The sequence below is a fragment of the Vibrio sp. T11.5 genome, from assembly GCF_027587155.1.
In the GTDB taxonomy this organism is placed as follows: domain Bacteria; phylum Pseudomonadota; class Gammaproteobacteria; order Enterobacterales; family Vibrionaceae; genus Vibrio; species Vibrio neptunius.
Window position 1 is genome coordinate 20828 of record NZ_JAPPTP010000006.1, and the last position, 19054, is coordinate 39881.

Annotated in this window: 16 protein-coding genes; 3 read left to right on the forward strand and 13 right to left on the reverse strand. The window is 43.6% G+C overall.

Annotation, left to right across the window (positions count from 1 at the left end; translation table 11 throughout):
- Positions 1-203: 203 nt before the first annotated feature.
- Positions 204-506 (reverse strand): Fis family transcriptional regulator, encoded by a 303-nt coding sequence (locus tag OH455_RS08320; protein WP_206373985.1) that lies wholly within the window; start codon positions 504-506, stop codon positions 204-206.
- Between the two features lie 246 nt (positions 507-752).
- A complete protein-coding gene (locus OH455_RS08325) occupies positions 753-1235 on the reverse strand; it encodes an Lrp/AsnC family transcriptional regulator (RefSeq protein WP_045977593.1) in 483 nt (160 codons plus the stop codon).
- Positions 1236-1356: 121 nt separating this feature from the next.
- Here OH455_RS08325 and OH455_RS08330 point away from each other — a divergent pair, with 121 nt between their 5' ends.
- Positions 1357-1956 carry a LysE family translocator gene (locus OH455_RS08330; RefSeq protein ID WP_045977579.1) on the forward strand — a complete coding sequence of 200 codons (600 nt, stop codon included), beginning with the start codon at positions 1357-1359 and terminating at the stop codon, positions 1954-1956.
- A gap of 96 nt (positions 1957-2052) precedes the next feature.
- Here the strand turns inward: OH455_RS08330 and OH455_RS08335 are convergent, their stop codons facing one another.
- The 4 genes from OH455_RS08335 to OH455_RS08350 all read right to left on the reverse strand — a co-directional run bounded on the left by OH455_RS08335 (position 2053) and on the right by OH455_RS08350 (position 6397).
- On the reverse strand, positions 2053-2955 hold the full coding sequence (locus OH455_RS08335; protein ID WP_269981046.1) for an AraC family transcriptional regulator: 903 nt from the start codon (positions 2953-2955) through the stop codon (positions 2053-2055).
- A gap of 128 nt (positions 2956-3083) precedes the next feature.
- The gene (locus OH455_RS08340; RefSeq protein WP_269981047.1) at positions 3084-3968 is read right to left on the reverse strand and encodes a S41 family peptidase; all 885 of its coding nucleotides are present in this window, start codon (positions 3966-3968) and stop codon (positions 3084-3086) included.
- A 339-nt stretch (positions 3969-4307) separates the two neighbouring features.
- The gene (locus OH455_RS08345; RefSeq protein ID WP_269981048.1) at positions 4308-5339 is read right to left on the reverse strand and encodes a DUF1176 domain-containing protein; all 1032 of its coding nucleotides are present in this window, start codon (positions 5337-5339) and stop codon (positions 4308-4310) included.
- A gap of 299 nt (positions 5340-5638) precedes the next feature.
- Complete coding sequence (locus OH455_RS08350; RefSeq protein ID WP_269981049.1) at positions 5639-6397, reverse strand: isocitrate lyase/PEP mutase family protein; 759 nt, start codon at positions 6395-6397, stop codon at positions 5639-5641.
- Positions 6398-7327: 930 nt separating this feature from the next.
- On the opposite strand from OH455_RS08350, the gene OH455_RS08355 reads away from it, so the two are divergent.
- Positions 7328-9598 (forward strand): hypothetical protein, encoded by a 2271-nt coding sequence (locus OH455_RS08355; RefSeq protein ID WP_269981050.1) that lies wholly within the window; start codon positions 7328-7330, stop codon positions 9596-9598.
- A 131-nt stretch (positions 9599-9729) separates the two neighbouring features.
- On the opposite strand, the gene OH455_RS08360 is transcribed toward OH455_RS08355, so the two are convergent.
- The 7 genes from OH455_RS08360 to OH455_RS08390 form a co-directional block, all read right to left on the reverse strand.
- Positions 9730-10110: a hypothetical protein gene (locus tag OH455_RS08360; RefSeq protein WP_045977571.1), complete on the reverse strand. Its 381-nt coding sequence runs from the start codon at positions 10108-10110 to the stop codon at positions 9730-9732.
- Positions 10111-10699: 589 nt separating this feature from the next.
- Positions 10700-10960, reverse strand: coding sequence for a DUF5062 family protein (locus tag OH455_RS08365; RefSeq protein ID WP_269981051.1), 261 nt, complete (start codon positions 10958-10960; stop codon positions 10700-10702).
- A 176-nt stretch (positions 10961-11136) separates the two neighbouring features.
- On the reverse strand, positions 11137-12957 hold the full coding sequence (locus tag OH455_RS08370; RefSeq protein ID WP_269981052.1) for an ABC transporter transmembrane domain-containing protein: 1821 nt from the start codon (positions 12955-12957) through the stop codon (positions 11137-11139).
- 144 nt (positions 12958-13101) lie between these two features.
- Positions 13102-15165 (reverse strand): cache domain-containing protein, encoded by a 2064-nt coding sequence (locus OH455_RS08375; RefSeq protein ID WP_269981053.1) that lies wholly within the window; start codon positions 15163-15165, stop codon positions 13102-13104.
- Positions 15166-15260: 95 nt separating this feature from the next.
- A complete protein-coding gene (locus OH455_RS08380; RefSeq protein ID WP_019277988.1) occupies positions 15261-15551 on the reverse strand; it encodes a hypothetical protein in 291 nt (96 codons plus the stop codon).
- Between the two features lie 77 nt (positions 15552-15628).
- On the reverse strand, positions 15629-16672 hold the full coding sequence (locus tag OH455_RS08385; RefSeq protein ID WP_269981054.1) for a hypothetical protein: 1044 nt from the start codon (positions 16670-16672) through the stop codon (positions 15629-15631).
- A gap of 52 nt (positions 16673-16724) precedes the next feature.
- Positions 16725-17774, reverse strand: coding sequence for a hypothetical protein (locus OH455_RS08390; protein WP_269981055.1), 1050 nt, complete (start codon positions 17772-17774; stop codon positions 16725-16727).
- A gap of 406 nt (positions 17775-18180) precedes the next feature.
- Here OH455_RS08390 and OH455_RS08395 point away from each other — a divergent pair, with 406 nt between their 5' ends.
- Positions 18181-19002, forward strand: a complete 822-nt coding sequence (locus OH455_RS08395) for a helix-turn-helix domain-containing protein (RefSeq protein WP_269981056.1) — start codon at positions 18181-18183, stop codon at positions 19000-19002.
- Positions 19003-19054: the final 52 nt, after the last annotated feature.

Sequence of the window (19054 nt, forward strand, 5' to 3'; positions counted from 1 at the left end):
GGTTTGCTATCCAGTAGGAGAGAAAAGTAAACCACGGCAATTACTCTTCGGAGGAGAATAGCGCTGTGCTGTTCTCCCTATATGTTGTACCGAAAACAAATACGTATTTGAATATCGAAAAAGGACCATATTCAACCACAGAGTTTATATCGACATTCCCAATACAAAACCTTGTATTATCGCGACAACTAGATTTGAGCGCACTATCCGTTTTCCTGAGTATCATAGCGTATTTGCTTGTCTACGCTCTTAATCCGGACGCCAACCTTATTGAATGCCTTTTGAATAGTGAGTGAGACATGCTGCGGGCCTTCTCCCACTAAGAAGTTAGCTCTATTTTGCTTCGTGTCGAATACGCAGACAACTTCTAAGCTCTGAGGAAAAGAAGCGTATTTGACCGTATGAGTCACCCAAAGAAAGCCATCGTAGCTCTTTAACGTATCTTCACACACTTCGGTTAACACTTCTCTAATTTGATTTTCAGTCTTCTTATCTGATTTACGCATCAAGCACATTCCTATTTAACACTTATGACAATGGCTCTTTGGCCAGATTGTCTCAATCAATATCGGGCATTATGACGGTTTTCAACGCAAAGTTGCTATGTTATTTCCTGAAATCTCATAGCGTGAAGCAAACCGCTGACCCTTTTTGAAGGCAGTGGGTATAAGTGGTCACCATTTATACCCTGACGACCCGAAGTTGACCCTCTATCAGAATGGTCTTGGATCTAACGACCAGTAAAATCGCCTTTAATTTAAAGGCAGTTGGAATGTACTTTTAATCTCTTTAACCGATACGTTGGACTGAATGGCGCTCACGCCTTTAACTCGTCGTATAGAACTGATCCGTTCAAAGTATTCATCTAAGTCTTTTGCTACTACCTGTACGATGTAATCTGCCCCACCAGCAATGCAGTGGCACATGGTAATCCAGTCTGATTCCGCCACATAGTCCTCAAACGGGTCCGTGTTTTCTACTTCATGACTTCCCAGTGTGACCAAAGTGAAACCCGAAACCTGAAAACCAAGTTTTTTACGGTTGAGTCTTGCTGCATAACCTTCGATGTAGCCTTCTTGCTCCATTTTTTTCCAACGTCGCCAACATGGTGTTTCGCTGAGGTTGACCTCTTCAGCTAACTTGCTGTTGCTGATGCGGCCATCTCGCTGGATACGTTCAAGAATGGAAAAATCAGTACTATCTAACTCAACATTGGTGGATTCTTTCTTTTTCATAGTATTTTTAGAAATTACTTGCTCAAATTGATTATTACCATAACCCAAATAGCAATTTTATTCCTACCAATATCGGTAGACTGAGTCTCATATTGAAACCATGACTTTACGGGAGTGAGCAATGAGTGCTCAGTTGATGACAGCGTTTCTGCTGTTCGCAGTATCAATTTCTATGACACCAGGCGCGGGTAATATCGCTTTGATTGGCCTTTCCAGCCGCTATGGAGTGAGCGCGACCTTACCTTTTATTGTCGGTAACGCCGTTGGTGTGATCGCCATTCTGGCGGGAGCGAGTGTCGGACTGGCTGGACTACTGGCTCTCTATCCGACTCTTTACTTGGCCCTCAAGTGGCTTGGTGCGGCTTATTTGCTCTATATGGCATGGGGGATTGCGAATATGGAGCTCGACAACAATGCCAGTGTGAAAAAGTCCGGCTTTTTGTCCGGCATAATGGTACAAATCCTTAACCCAAAAGGTTGGGTCGCTTCCATCACGGTGTTTTCTCAATTCGTTTCGCCAGCCAGCAACTATGTCGTTCAGGTCGTCTTTATTATTGGAGTGATGGTGATAACAGGTGTTATTGGTATGTTGATTTGGGCCTACTTCGGCTCAATGCTGACTCGCTTTATTGAGTCGCCGAGGAAGATGGTGGCAATCAATCGCAGCTTTGGAGCAAGTTTGGCTGCGGTGGCAATTTTTCTGGTTATTCAACCGAGCTAACGATACTTGAGCCATGACCTAGTGGATAGTGAAAACAGACAACAAGCCTCCAGTTTGAAGGCTTGTTGTTTGCCGTTTGTTCAATAGCGCAGACTACTACTGTTTAATCGCAGTACAAAAGCTCACATCAGAGTGCTGAGTCTCTGGGTCATAGCTGTGATAAAGCTCGAAACAGGGACGATCATCATTTTCAATTCCTGAATCAATCACGTTACTCATTAGGTCATCCCATGCTTTAGAATACTGAGTATGCTCGGTGATCTTCTGACGCATCACCGCGTAATCACCCCCCGGAAAGTCTTGCAGTTCAATATTGCTCGGCACTTCAGTATCTTCTGGCACCATCAAACAGATATCGGTGCGGCATTTATCATTCGGTGTCACTTCCGGATTGTCGTGAAAAATAAAGATGCAGGTGTTCCCTGCTAGCCCCTTCATTCCGGCCCACTGATAAAGACGACTGGATGGTTCCTGATACCCTTCGCCATAAGGTCCTGTCACTCGAACGTAAGCTAATTTTGTTGCTTCAAAGTTTTGAATTTCCATTGTCTTGCTCCATATTGCTGGTTCGGAGTCAGTATATGGTTCGCCTCTCTCGACTTCGTTTCCATTCTTGCGCAATGTGTGTCCAATCTTGCTGTTTCGTGCTAACTCGGAAAACTCTTGATAGTTTTCACAGTCTCTGAATGCCGTTGGAGTGACGCCGAAATGCTGGTTAAAGGCCTTAGCCAAACTTTGCGAAGAAGAGAAACCATACTCAAGCGCAATGTTGAGTATCGGCTGTTTAGACTTAAACAAATCGTCAGCAGCAGCGGCCAATCTGAGTCGGCGAATATAGTCAGCCAAAGTTTCACCCTGCACGGCTTTAAACGTACGGTGAAAATGGTATGGAGAAAGGTTAGCCAAGGCAGCGACCTCTGGCAGGTTTAAAGGCTGGTTGAAATGCTTTTCCAGATATCGAATCACTGGAATTAACCGCTTTTTGTAATCAACACGCATTACTTAGTACATCCTTGCTTGATTTGTTAGAAGCCTATCCCACAGCAAGCTGATTTCAAAGTGATGATCGGATAAATGTCTGGGCGTGTACCGACGACTCCAGTTTGAAGGGTTTGTTGTGCTATTTTTTAATGCTGATCAAGAAAGTCCAAATTTGCATTTTTTAAACCTATTTTCTCGAACGCTACCTTCAGTGCATCTTCTGAATTTGTGGCAATATCGGGGATCACTCCGCATTGCTCCCAGTTTCGATTAGAAATCGGATTGACTGCTTTACCGACAGGAATGGCAACCGATAAGCCTAAAGTAAGCTCGAACAACCGACAAGGGTGAGCAGCACCGCCTGTTACTTCACCAATCAACACAGCTCGCTCTAAACATTGGAGGTTGTAACAGAACTCTTCAGCAGCAGACAAGGTATCTCGGCTCGTTAACACATATAAATTCAGATCAGGGTAGCTATTAATATCCGTCTCCGTCCACCATTCCTCTGGACTAGGCACATCTCGCCAATGAATTGTATTAAGTAAAATTGATTGATTACTATCAAAAAAATATGACGTGATTAGCTTAACCATATCAGGGTGCCCTCCTCCATTCTTTCGAACGTCGATAATAAGGTGCTTCACGCCTGCCATTTTACCCATAGTTTCATGAGCAATTTGCGAAGCAAAAGAAGGAGAGCAAAAGCGAGATAGCTTTAAGTAAGCAACTTCGGTGGTAATAAAATCGAATTTTTCAAAGCCAAAGTTTGTACTCATGAATCGCTGTTCAGGAGGAACTAGAGAACCATTAACTATAATCTTGAAATGCTTATCCTTGCACAGCGCGAGTACGTCCTGCGTTAACTTTTCTATAAAGCCCTCTATCAAGGTATCATCATGATATCTACCTCGATGATAGTTTTGCTGAAGCATAAAGTTCAACGCCTTACCTACCAAAGGTAAAACATAGTGCTCTTCGAGTAAGCGACCAAGCAAATCAACAACTTGTAGTTTTTCTATCTCTTTCATTTAGCTTCCTCTAAAGCCAGCAGTGTGCCAGATGATATATCGACCTATTCATAGATTGGCAAAATGCCAGACTCTACATTGATTAATCGACCGCTCATCAAAAACATACTTGGCGTGGCCTGTATTTAACGTGAGAAGTTAGCAAGGCAAATAGCACAGCCATGATGCCAAGTTAAATGGTGGAAATTGCGCAATGAGCACGCTCAAACAACTAAAACGAACGTGGCCAATAAATGTGAATTTAAGTTTAAAGCACCTCTTAAAATGAGGTTTTGGTACAACCTTGGTCCCAAGGCCCTCAAAACACTGACTAACTTGGCCTGCGTCATAACAACATGGTTATTTATTCGAATCTTGTGCGAAGACCACTTCGCTCACCCAGGTAGGCATTGAGTCTATGCCTCCTGCGGCAATTCCGCGACACAACCCCGTGTTCCTATCGCTTGAACGAACCATTTTTTCGCCATCATACAACCAACTTTCAAAACTCCAGCAATCACCCAACCCGCGGCCTTTATGAGCGGAAGATACGATGCCTCGCGAATACTCATTGCCGGAGATGTTGAGATATTTAGGTAGCGCCTCGTTACCTTCAGCCAACAACCAATAACTTGAACCATAGTTATAAGCGGCCAACCAACAGGATGCCTCAATTAACGACTGACCGTTGTTAAGCTTGGCAATCGAGATAGACGGCGTCTCTTCAAACAGCCTATGGCAACCGAGCTCATCTTCCGCAACCTGATAGCTCGCGCGCAGTTGTGGCAGTAATCTTTCATACTGTTCCGACTCAGGATCAAGCGATTTCATTGCAGCATCGCCGCCAACACTGACCAGTTTGGGAGCAGCCTCAGCTCGACTGACCTTAGACTCAGCACGCTGACCTTTTGCGACAATGGCAAATGGAGTATTGAGTCGGCCCTGATATTCATCCATTCTGCGAAATACAGCGCTGGCACCGCTACTAGACAACACCCAGTTAGATTGCCCATCACCAATTTCGATAAGTGCGTCTTTGGTCACCACCGCAAGAATCGCCTGAACCTGCATCGCGGTTAGGATGTCATGCTTTATCGGCCCCAAATCCTGAGAATCGATATAAAGATTGGTCTGCTCGGGCCAATGTTCGAAATCATAATCGTCCCCCAGAAACACCTTGGCCGTTATCGGGGTTGCAGGACCGGCTTCACGGGTAAACATCACCGCTACAGGGTTCAGGCTCCCAATGTCTGAATAACCAGCCGCCCTGCAGGTACCTGTATTATCGCAAGCTAGATACCAGTCTTTATGTTGAAAACTCTCTCCTTCAAAAGCGTTTGCAGAAAAAACTACCAAACCTAATGAATAGATAGCAGGGCGAATATAGCGCATAATCTGATTTCCTTAATACAACCTGTATATTTCAGTCAATGAGTGCTTGGCTCTTTACCAGTATTACCAATACCCTATTCCTGTGACTATTCGGTACCTTTCACTCCTCGGCCGAGACGTACTTTAACAAATTGGACTGATGTTAGAAGAGCTTGTTGAAAATAATCACAGCGTTCAAAACTTTATGTTGAACAAGCGACAACAAACTATAGACAACCATTAAATATAGATTGATAGATCTAGCGAGAAGATAAAGAGATAATTCAGTTTCAGCCAGTCCTGGCTGAAACATAGTTAGGCTAGGCAAACAATGCCTCAAAAGACTGTTCGCTTTTAATTGAGAGTAAGATAGAAGATAAAGACGTAAGCATTGCCTCATGGACAAAATTGCCCATACTTATCCGCTTTACACCTAGTGCTTTCAGTTGTGAAAAATTAGGTAATCCCGGTAAACACATCACATTTATGGGTAGTGAGGTGATATCGACAACCGCTTTAATATCGTCTTTTTTATTGATGCCTGGTAGAAAAATACCATCAGCACCCGCCTGTTCATATCGCTTAATTCTCTCGATACTTGCTGAAACAGGTTGTTCAACATCGAGTAGGAACACGTCACTCCTAACATTAATAAAAACATCAATACCCTCTTTGCGAATACATTCTCTAACTGTTTGTAACGTTTTTCCAAATAGAGCGCTATCACGCAGACTTCTTACACCATCTATCACGACACTGTCTTCTATATTGACGCCAACCACACCAGCATTAACTAACTGAATAATATTGTTTGCGACGATTTCAGGCGTCGCTCCATAACCAGATTCAAGATCGACGGTCAATGGCAATTTTGTCGCGGTGACCATTGCTTTTACAAGCGATAAAAGGTGTTCGAAACTGATGTTTTCTCCATCTTCTTTACCGAGATTTTTAGCGATTGCTGCACTCGACGTGCCTATGGCAGAAAACCCGACGCTCTCGGCGATCTTCGCACTTGGTACATCCCACACATTGCCGATAACAAGTGGCTCTACCATTTCATGCAGATTCTTGAACATGTCTTATACTCCCGTTGCTTTTTGTATGATTAAGTACAAGTCGATGCTAACAACGGAAGACAAATAAGATGCGTCATTTTCGGAACTGAATGATAAATGTCGACCGTGCTTAAGTTCAAACGCTCTGTGCGGAATGTTATCCAATAGGTTTATGTTTGTTTTCGTCGTTGGTCTATTGGCATGGGACTCAACGAGTGGAGTAGAAATGAGCTAGCCAAGGCCGCTAGCGCCATTCAGAAAGACGTGGTTAGATAGGATGACGAAAGCAAGCATTGTGAACCTTTAAATGCTTGCTGGCTTTGAATGAGTATTACGGATTTAAGAAAACTCTGCTACTTGTTGTGCGACCGTTGTTGGAAATACTTTTAACTGTGTATCTTTTATTATAAATGACATCTGGTGTTATACCTGATTTTATGACTTTATTTTAATATACATGCTTAGCTCATTTGAGTTAAGTTTAAACTAACGCATTTTTATGATGACATTGACGTTTAGGTACCACGTAAAACTAAAATGTGAAACATTATAATACCTTGACTGCCGCACACCCGTTCAATCACAACAAATAACAGAGAGTAAAATTGGAAAGCAATGTTAAACAGTGGCTAATTTTTAGTTAGTTACATTGAGTTTCTATTGCCTCAAACCATTGAGATGGAAAGCAATACATCTTCATTTCTTAATCCACTGTCTGAGCAATTTACTCACTATGTATTTGAGCGAAGAAAATAAAATTAAAACTATCAATAAAGGCTAATTCTATTTATAGGAAAATAATATTCGACGTGTACTCAAATAAACTCCGCAGAAAATCACGTTTATTGCAATAAGTCTCACAATACTGGCCAAAGAGTGAGATTATACATAGCAAATTTTTTTGATTAGTCATTTGGACTGCAACTCGATAACAGTCAAGGTTTACCTTTCATGCAAGAGTTATTAATAATAGTTAAAATCGGTCTACTTTTGTACGCCATCACGACTTTTTTCTCATATCAGAACCAAAAAAAACTTATAAAAGAGCAAAGAGCAAAGCTGTTTAGTAATAGACGAGATACCGATCTCTCTGAAGAAGAGCGCTCCGCTATCTCCGAACTTTGGGAATTGGAAGTCACTTCTTCAGAGGTATATTGCATTGATGAACCGTTTGAAATTCATGCGATTCCCTCTGAAGATAGCAAAGGCGAGGATATGTATGCCTTAGCACTGGCTAATTATCCCATCATGATGAGTGAAAAAGCGATAGACTATATCGAAGAGGGGAAAATATGTGCCGACGTAGTTTTGTTCGACGATATACTCATTATACTTGGTCTGAACGATTATCGCATTGCCGATGAGGTTAATGACACCCTGACCGAAGCGCCAAATACAGAGGTAAGTGACGCTCGCTCAGAAAACCAATTAGCTTCAGAGCAAACCGTTTTGGATCAATCATCGAACTCCGATAAACAAGGTAGCCTTCTAGATGGGGAAGTAAAGCCTGAGACATTAATACAAACACCAGAAGACAATGCGCCAATAGAACCTGCGGTATTCAAATCTGAACGCCCTGTGACGCCCACTGAAGCGCGCTATATCCATCTTGCTAAGCCTTTTTACAACTTGCTTGTGCCAGTGCTGCTGATCGCTGCCATCGGTATTTTCTTACGCATCACTGATCTTGGCTTCACCCTGTGGCCAAATTGGGTTTCTGCCGTGATTCTCGCTACCTTTTGTAGTGCCACACTCCTCTTGCTCATAATGGAAAGGTCCAAACCCGATCCGGCCACTCTGTCAGTGAAACGATATTTTGGTAAAATCATCGCAACAAACACGAAAGAGAATAAAACATGGATCGTGTTCATCGCGCCAAATGGCGAATCCAAGGAGGCTTGGATACCAAACCAATGGCAAAACACAGTAGCTTTAGATTGTGATGTTCAATTTGAAATAGAGCAGAGCCAATCTGCTGTTATGCGCATCGGTTTGAACACTATTTCGGAGCAAGATTCCGTTAAGAAAAAACCACGATACATCGCTGCAGCGATAGGCCTGTTATTTGGTACCTTTTTCATTGGAGCCAATACCCATTTTGAATGGCGAGAGGCTAGCCTAGCAATCTTAGACAATCATTCTTCCTATCAGATTAACAGCGCTTCTGACTGGCCAACAAACGAGCTTAGACCTGGTGATCAGCTATCCATTACTCAGCCGCGCCTATGTTTGGATAGCCACGATAAAAACAACAGGTTGGTGTACTGCAAACAATTCGAATACCCTTTAGCTGAAGGAGATTTTAAAGTTACCCCTGATGCTTCGGTCATAGATGCGTATATAGATTTTGTTACCAACGCGCCTGACTTTGCACCCGAAATGCCGCAAAATGTATACAACTACATGGTATCACTAGCAAAAATGAGTAAAGGATTAGGTCTCAGCTACGGATATAATATTGGAGGCTATGACCGTATTCGCGACCGCAGTGAAATGAATATGTTTACGCCTGAAAGTTTACAAAAGATCGCCAAGCACATCACACAGTATTGCCCCCTCGACGCTCCATCGACAGAAAGTCATCAAGTTGGAAATCCATCATTCAACAGCCTTCAATTAACTGATATCTGCACCGATTTTAAACAACAATTTGGGATGCTATGGCAGGAAGCAACAACCAGTACATGTGATACCTCATTGTGCTGGCAAGAAGCACTTCAAGGGGTAGTACTGGTCAAGGATACGGCCGTAACAAACAGAGAAGATGATTACTTTTCAAGCTTGCGCCATTTGAAAAATGAGATTTGGCAATTAGCCAAAGCATCACTAGCACTTTCCCCTCTTGAACAAGCGTCTATCACTCTTGATTGGGTTGGACAGAATAATCAGGACATGAACAAGGTTATCACACTGCGCTCTAAGCTAGACCGAGGCTATGAAAACAACCGCATCGAGCAGCTAAAAGAACTGCTGGTATTACAAACCGCAGCCGCACAGCAAAATATCGAAGGGACCATTTTAAGCGTGGCTAATAACGACGGTCGTATTACGCTGACAGTCACCAACAAAATCAGCGCAAAGCAAGCACTAGATACCATTATCCACCTGAGTTTAATCGCATTTTTTGGCTTACTGGTAGCGCTATTGTTCCTTGCTTACTATCTGAGTGGTCAGCCTCGCAAAGGCAAACCGGCTAAAGCACAAGATGCATGGATTAGATAGTGACGACTGTTATTTCATTTAACAGATAGAATCAATACTAAAAGGCCCTTTCTGTAGCGAAAGGGCCTTTTCATTTAAATAAAACGCGTGCAAAGTTACTGCTGAATAACTGGCTCTACCAATTGTCCCTTCTAATCTTCGAAGCAGGTGTAGTTCTTATTGATCATATCTACACCCGAAAGTAACAAGGTTGAATCTGGGAAATAGACGTCACGAATACCTGAGCCAAACATCACTTCTCTAAATGCTCGAAGTTCCACATTCGTGTAGCCGCCGTCGGATGGTCCGAATAATTGAACAATCGCAATAGGTGCTTTATCAAAGATAGATTTTGAGAACACTTCTTTAGACATCACTTTCACACAATGGTCAATTTCATAAAAATTACCCATTAATGTCCTCGGATGCGTCAATGCTTCGCACCGTTTAGTGACCGATTTATTGGTTTGGAGGTGAGTGGCAATCACTTCCCCTTTCTTAAATTGATAATGAATGTGGTTATTTCTAAACATTCACTCTCCTTGTCCATAAAAGATGACATTAAGTCGATGAAATACTTCCTCGACCATTTAATATGGCGATGAGCCCTGCGTCCGCCCTATTTAATAGGCTAGAATCCTGACTCAACAAAAATCATCGCCATCGACTTAGCAAACCATCATTTTTTCGAAACCCATCATAACGGAAAGCATCTCAATCGTAAAAACTTCATACTAATAAGCAACTTAAACAGAAAAGCGATGACAATAATGTTTAAGCGATAGCTAAAATATTGAGCTAGTATGCGACAGGGTAGTCACTAGATACGCTCGCTACATAAAGTGTTAGATCAATGAATAGTAAATAAGGCATTTCAAGCACAACTAGGCGGGAACAACCAAAACCACAGACACTGAATTAGCTTGCGTGCTTATGCCTCAGGAATGAATACTATTAGCCCTAAACTCCTGCTTAAATCAAGGGGCCGATTTTATGATGTTAAGCTTTCGAGTATTTTATAAAAATTCAAAGAAAAAAATAAACAAAGGCAACATAACGGTTGCCTTTGTTTATTCTCTGCCAACGCTAAACACTTTAGATGCGTTAGCCACTGACACACATTTACTTTAATGGGTCATCATCAGGCAATGCACTATGAATCCAAAGCGCAAGTCTGTGCTTGATATTGGCACCATCAAGTTTACTGTCAGGTAATGGCGTGATCTGTTTGGCACCAACCAAAAACAGATATACGGCTTTCACTCTGACTGGTTGCGGTGACTTCGGCAGATCAAAGCCTTGCATCTTGGCCATTTTCTCACCGATTTCCAACGCTTTCTTGACCAGTTTGTCTTCATTGTGAAGCTTTGAGCTTTTTGACATGAATTACATCCTCTTTCCTGACTTCACCTAGAATACATGAAGCTTCGCATTCAGCGTGTTAGCGTACTCTCAGATCGAACAATAAAGAATGAGATGTACGCCTAATTTAACGCTGTACTCGCTGACGCAACTCAGTAAAGAACGCCCTTAATTTGTCATCGTCCGTGTTGATCAGACTATCGGTCAATTGGCTTAAACTGCAACTCAACCAAACGCTGGTATAGTTCACAACTCTGCATTAGATCGCTGTGGTTACCCACATCCACCAGCTTACCCTGATCTAAAACGGCAATCTGATCGGCGTGTTTAATGGTCGACAAGCGATGAGCAATAATAAGTGTGGTTCGATCGCGCATAAGTGCTTCCAGCGCCTGTTGAACATGGTGTTCACTCTCGCTGTCCAGAGCACTGGTCGCTTCATCCAGTAGCAATATATTTGGGTCTTTAAGAATCGCCCGTGCGATGGCGATACGTTGACGTTGACCGCCTGACAATCGCACTCCCCGTTCACCAAGGAAGCTATCGTAACCCTGTGGTAGCTGCATAATGAAATCATGAGCGTGGGCTTTTTTCGCGGCGGCTATCACCTGCTCGTCTGTTGCGGCAGGGTTACCATAACGGATGTTGTGCAGCACGTTATTGCTGAACAAAGCAGGTTGTTGAGGCACCAGAGCCATTTGTTGTCGCAGTGCACTTGGCGCCATTTGACGAATGTCAGCGCCACCCAAAGTGACTTGCCCTGACTGAGGGTCATAAAAACGTTGCAGAAGCTCGAACAACGTAGTTTTGCCTGCGCCAGAGGGGCCAACCAAAGCCAATACTTTTCCCTCTTCAGCCTTGAGCGTTAAGCGCTCAATCGCCGCATGTTCGGGTCTGGATGGGTAATGAAAAGTCACATCATCAAACATGACTTCACTCGCGAGCTGCTCGGTCGATACCACCTTATCCGCTGGTGCAATAATATGGCTTTCAACCTGCAGGATTTCAATTAGTCTTTCGGTAGCCCCTGCCGCGCGTTGTAGCTCTCCCATCACTTCAGAAATATTCGCTAGGGAAGAAGCCACCATAATGGCATAGAAGACAAACGCCCCCAGATCACCACCAGACATGGTGCCATTAATGACGTCACTCCCCCCGACCCAGAGCATACCTGCTATTGCGCTGAAGACGATAACAATCACCCCAGAAATCAATATCGCTCGTTGCTTAACTCTTTGTCGTCCAATCTCAAATGCTCTTTCAACTTCCTTAGCAAATGCGGCTCTTTCCTGAGCTTCATAACTGTAACTCTGAACGGTTTTGATGTGCTCAATCGCTTCACCAGCATAGCTGCCCACATCGGCCATCGAGTCCTGACTTTGACGGGACAAAGCTCTTACCCGCCGACCATAAAACAAAATAGGGACCAGGATAAAAGGGACAGAGATTAGAACGATCAGTGTCAGTTTGATGTTGGTGGCAAACAGCATGATCACTGCGCCAACGCACAACAAAGCGCTACGCATCGCCATTGAAAACGATGAACCAATAATGCTTTGCAGCAACGTGGTATCGGTTGTAATACGCGACATAATGTCGCCACTACCATTGGTTTCAAAATAACTAGGGTGCAGGTTAATGACATGGTTGAAGACCGCCAACCTGATATCAGCACTCACCCTTTCCCCTACCGAAGAAACGAGATAAAAGCGAAAGAATGTCCCGATTGAAATCATCACTGTCAACGCCACAATGAGTTGAATCGCACTACTCAGCTCTTGTGTCGACTGCTGAGCAAAACCTTGATCGATCAACAGACGCACTCCTTGACCGACAGACAGTGTCAATGACGCAGTAAAAACCAACGCCACAAGCGCGGCGATAACGTTCCACTGATATGGCCTAATGAATTTAATCAGTTCTAGAAGAATTCCGAGGTTCTTACTTTTTCCTTGGGAAGATGAGCTGATTTGTTGGTTAGGAGTGGCACCCGCCTGATGCTGCTCAGAACTTTGCATAAATACGCCTTGAATGAGTGGGCAGTTCAGGTCAAAAGCAAAGGCCTACTTTCACCATACTCTGCGAGAGAACTGTTGCTGAGATTACCACTGGGTATTGATATCATTCAATACCTTCCTCTATCTTGCTGCAATTAACAACAATTAATCATTATCGATACCACTCGATAACCGCTTTGGCAATCGGATGGTAAAACTCACACCTTGGCTGGAGGCAAACTCCAACGTTCCTTTGAGCTTCTGGGTCACCAAGTTAAACACCAAATTTAAGCCTATCCCCGTCCCGCCGCGTGCTCTTCTACTGGTATAGAAAGGCTCAAATATCTTTTTGTGTAGCTCTGGTTCCACACCGCAACCATTGTCTTCGAACCGAAACACTACCTCATCCTCTTCAAGCCGGACGTCGATAAGGATCTTTGGATCAGCTTGCTGATCAAACGCATGGTGGACACTATTCAGGATCAGATGGGAAAATACCTGTGTTAACGCACCAGACAAACTGTGCATTGTCAGCCCAGGCTCCACAACCAATTGCGGTGTTACTCCCACTTTATGAGTCTCTGGATGCAGGCTGGCGAGCAACGCTTGAAGCACGTCGTTGACATCGAAGTCCGTACACTGCTCAGAAACCTGATTGACTGCCGTCTGTTTAAAGCTTTGGACTAATTTAGATGCCCGATTCAGGTTGTCCGTCAGCAATTCGATGGCCTGCGCCTGTTGAGTCACATAGTTATCAAACTGTTCACTGGTCAGAGACTGAGCTTCAAAAGCAGCTTTGAGCTTGGTATTAGATTCATGAATAAGTGACGAGGACGTGATCGCAATGCCCAATGGCGTATTGACCTCATGAGCAATCCCCGCGACTAATCCACCCAACGCCGATAGCTTTTCTGATTCGATTAACTGCTCTTGCGTTCTCTTCAATTGCTCCATGCTTTGCTCTAAAGCCAGAGTTCGTTCTGCGACTTTCTCTTCAAGTGTCTCATTGAGATTTTCTAGCTTACTCTGAGCATTGACCCTCTCTTGAATTTCCTGATAAAGCTCTTGGTTTGATTTTTCCAGCTCCGAGAGAAAGTGATTAAAGTAATTTGCCAACTGAGCTAACTCATCATTCGAGCCCGAATTATCTTCCACTCGCACGCTATAGTTACCATCAGAGGCCTTACCTATCCACTGCATGACATTTTTCAACGGCAATACGATAGAGCGACTGAGAAGTAAGTTAGACGGTACGATGAGCAAAATAGAGACTAACAGCACAATGGCATGAATAACCTTAAGGTCGAACAGCGGTTGGTTAAGTTCTTGAACATAAGTAGAGGAAACGATGTACCATTTGTACTCAGGCAAATATCGAAAAACTGCGATTTTCTCACGATGTTCCGGCTCTTGTGGGTTCTTCCACGTATATTTAATCGTGCCGTTTTTTTCTTTAAGCATTTGTTGAACGAACAACTGACCTCTTGAGTCTCGCACGTTATAGAAGTTGCCATCGAAATAGGGGTGAACAATGGCGTCTCCTTGGTCGTTGAGCACGTAAGAATACCCAGTTTCATCAAAGTGAAGCTTAGATATCGACTCACTAAAATCCTCGATATCCACCAAACTGGCAAACTCTTCACGATAAGAAGATGAAGTGATGATCCAATCCCACGGTTCAAAGTAGACCATGTACAGCGCTTTTGGTCGCTCAACGAGCTCATCAGGGTTTTTCCACTGATATTCAAGATAACCTTGTCTGGCCGCTACTTGCTTCTGAATAAATTCGTACTTCATCAAGCTCACGTCAAGCAATGGCTGCTTTGGATGGACTCGGATGATCCCTTCGGAGTCGACAACATAAGGGTACCCTGTAACACCGATTTTTTGATTTAGTAGGAAATTAGCGGCGCGTTGCTTAGCTTGTTGCTCAGACAGATTGCCTAACTGATATTGACGATACTGCTGCTCTACATATTGCAGATTGAACTCTGAGATACCTCGCAAATAATTCCTGATCGTAATATCGACCGTAGTCGCAATATTATTGGTGATAGACTCAGTTGCCGTTGTGAGCTCTTTCTCTACGCCTTTTTCTACAAGATCTCGCATCAAGACGTAATTCGAGAGATTGGCGATGTTAAGGACAAGCAAAAACAGTAGCAGATAACCGAACATGAGTCGGTTTCTAATAGAAAGTTTACGAAAAAAGGTCTGAAGCAGCTGCATAACCATCCGCTATTGGCATATCGGTTAATAAAGCATAGACCTGATTCTAATGAGCTGTGTACACAAGTCAGCGGTAAAGCGCCAAAGAGTCTAGGTTAACGATGTTCACCAGCGAAGATGCCAAAAGTCAGAACATTGAGCGTATCGGTCACACTTTCCAGTGAACTTAGAATTTGCCGAGTTGGCTCATTATCAAGCAGAGCTTGTCCATCAATACCCTTGCCTTTTGACTCAGATTTGTCTGCGGTCGTTACTTCTTTGATATCCGTTGTTTCTTCAACGATATGCTCTTCTGTCACTTTATCTGAAGAGATATCCTCAGTACTTGCACAGGCTGTAGCGGTACAACAGAAACTAAACAAAAGAAAGAACTTAGTACGAAACATAGCGGCTCTATAGCAATAAAACATCGTTCAATTGTATTGCAACAATTGCTTTCTATCCAGTGTATTAACCAAATACCTCACAGCAGTTGCTGCAGAAAAGCCATTTGCTGTCTTTCTTGCTCTGTCATTTGGTATTCTTCATCAGTCAAGGCATTAGAATCAAAACGACCAATCGCGTAACTCTCTGCATCACTCTGCCCATAAGCTGCTTTTTCTCCGGGGTACCCTGACATTCTCTCAATCACCACATCACGTAACTCTAGGTCCGTCGTTCCCTCAGGCAAGACTCGCTTAAACGCTTGTAATTCCATTACTTGCTCGCCCTCCGATAATCGTTGCTTTTTGACCAAGGAGGCGATGGCATTCCCGCCCTGTCGGTAAAGGTTTGCACGCAGTCTGAATATGCCCTCTTTGTCGATTTGTAACCTTACTGGAACCTTCATATCAGGTCCCTGAGCGTAAGCCTGTGACACGGAAATAACGTTCGCTACAGAATGATACAAACGAACATCAGCGCTGATCACATCTTCACCTTTATCAAAATCAATGCGCGCTACTAATCTCAGTTCTTCTGGCCAATCAGCCCCGGGCGTGATTTGCCACTTCATATCATCCATCGGTAGTGTCGTTAGGGTTTGCTGGGTCGCAACAGAAACGACATCCAATGACGCACTAACTACTGCTTCCTGTGTTACAAGCGCGACCAATATCTGCTCAGGATAGAAATGTCGAAACTTTTCGATACTCAAGTTTGCGGTAGATCGACCGTCCAGTACCGGGGTATCAACCACTTCAAATGCGTTCCAGCTCAAATAGAGGCTATTTTCACTGTTTATCGGCTGAGAGTAGGATGGGTATTGGAGGATTTGTTGATGTTGAATTGCGATTTGCTTCAATTTCAGTGTGACCTCTTCAGACTCCAAAGGCGTTTTCAGCTCAACAGCACGGCTTGATGTTTCACGCTCAAAGTGCGTGGCAGGGACAGGAGAAATAGCGTTTGAAGGACGATCACTACGTTTCGACTTGGCATATTCAGAGGTCTCGACAGGGCTTGGCCAAAACATGACACTAAGCGTTGTCAAGGCTGCACACAGGCTCAATATCCATAACTTTTTCTTCATTCCTTCCTCCAGAACGCAAAGGGCTGGAAGCTCTGTCCAGCCCAATATCTGATCAGTTTAGACCAACGGCAATTTCAGACATGGTGTCTTTGTTGGAGCCTTGTACATACAGATATTTTTTACCCCACCAACCACGATCTTGGTAGGTTGTGACACCAACTGACTGCCCATTGGCTAACGTCACGCCAGTGATGCTGGAAGTCACTTTACCTTTGTGTTTAGCCCCTACAACATCACTATGACTGTAATCATCTCCCATGATTAAAGGATAATGTTCAGGCATAAAGCTGGACACACCTTTACGTTGTGAGGCTATTTTGCCATTCATCGCTAAGCTCGTTGAGCAACTGTCATAACTGCCTGCTTCTGCGGCACCACATGCCGAATGTGCGGCAACAACCCCATCGTCATTACCCGGAAGGAAAACGGATGTGGTTTTGAAATAGTCAGTTCCGTTACCGATAAATCGAATACGAGGAATTCGATGTTCTGACAGACGAGCGATTTGCCGCGCATTAGAAACTCTCAGGTCATTGAGGACTCCAGAGTTGATTTGATTAGGCATTTCACCCAGCCACAATGAAATGGCATAGCGCATAGCACTATTCGCCAAGCCTCCACCTTCAATGATATTCATTACAATATCGCCAAGCTCAGAGCCACCACCAGCCCCCGCAAAATCATAGGTAGCGACAATATTCAACGGCGCTAGCCCTGCATTAGTGAGCCAGTTTTCCTGATTATCCAGCAGATAGCGCGCAACGAGATCGCCTGCAGAATGGGTGACAAAAACACAACCTGGCTGGCAAGTGCCATTACGTGAAAGCTCTTGAAGTTTAGGCCAAGCATATTCGCTGGAGATCTTACCTTCGACACGCTCATAAGCGGGCCAGTCGATTCGTGTATCCGCGTATTGAAGCCAGTATTCTTTCCAGTAATCTTCACCCTCTCGATCGACCTGCGCGGCATCTGGTTTGGATTTCAATTGATCAGACTGAAAACCGTGAATCAGTACAACTTTGTAGTTTCCAATGGCAGCATGTGTGAAGCTAGAAAATGCAATTGCCACTGCAATGGAGGCAATTTTTGTCATTATTTTCATGATGTTATTAACCTTTTCGTCCTGAAATTAGCGTAATTTGCTTTATCATCAGCGAGCAAAATTCCAAACATCGAAACCACTTTTGCTCATAAAATAGGATTAGTCAGTGAATAAGCTTTATTCAACTCATCCGATGAGAGCCTTTGCACTAGGTTAAAAAAACAACACATCAATCCACACAAAACGAGAGGTAAAGCATGTTTATCACAACAATAGATATGAATTTTATTGTTTGTCGTTTATGTGTCACCTAAATGACATATTTTATTGATACAGGGATCAGCCAGATTTACACCTAACCATCCGGAATAAATGATTTTTTATCCGCTGTATATAACAAGGTAGCTTTGCGAAAGTGCACCGTTATCACGTACACTGGAGGGGAAAGAACTCAATTGAATTTGCAATGATTACGTGGAAGCAACCCCTACAAGATTTCGAATGGTTAATACACCAAGTTTGGTATCTCGAATTAGGCGTTGGTGAAATACGAGAACAAAAACCTAAGCTGATCCCTAACCCCAGACCTCACTTGCTATTTATCCCTGATGAACAGCAGTATTGCTATGAGAATGACTTACTTAAACTGGAAGGTCGAGGCAGTCATCTACTCTCTATTAGTGATCAGTTACTGACATTAGAAGACAAAGCCCCATTAAAACGTATCGGTATCACATTTAGACCTGAAGGGCTCTACCTTCTTGCTCCCTCTAGCAGCCTGAATACAAATCACTGTGACTGGCCCGATTGGCTGGCCACAATGTTTGGCCCCTCGTTACAAAACCAGTTGTGGAGTTCAAACGATAAGTTACACCTGCTTGATGTGCTCCATCATCACTTCCTCCAGCTCAACCTTGATAAGAGAAAAGACCGCGCTTTTTCTATCACACAGAAAGTCACCACAATGGTAGAAAGTCGCCTATCTGATTGGAACATCGATCAGATTGCAGACCAGTGTGCATGTTCTAGGCGCACGTTAGAAAGGCACTTTAAGCAAGTGACTGGGCTTAGCGTCAAGCAATATCTCATGATGATGAAACTGGAAGAGATGGTGCTGTCTATCTATGCTCAGGATACCGAGCCCGACTGGGCTGAATTTGCACAAGCATTTGGTTTTAGTGATCAATCCCATTTAATTCGCCAGCTCAAAAATCAGCTCAATCGGACACCAGCTAAGTATCTCAAAAACCGAGACCTGACTATCGACATCTACGGCGATTTCCAATAGCACTTGTCGCAAATATCCAATTTTCGGTACAGATCCTGATCTACCATGCTGA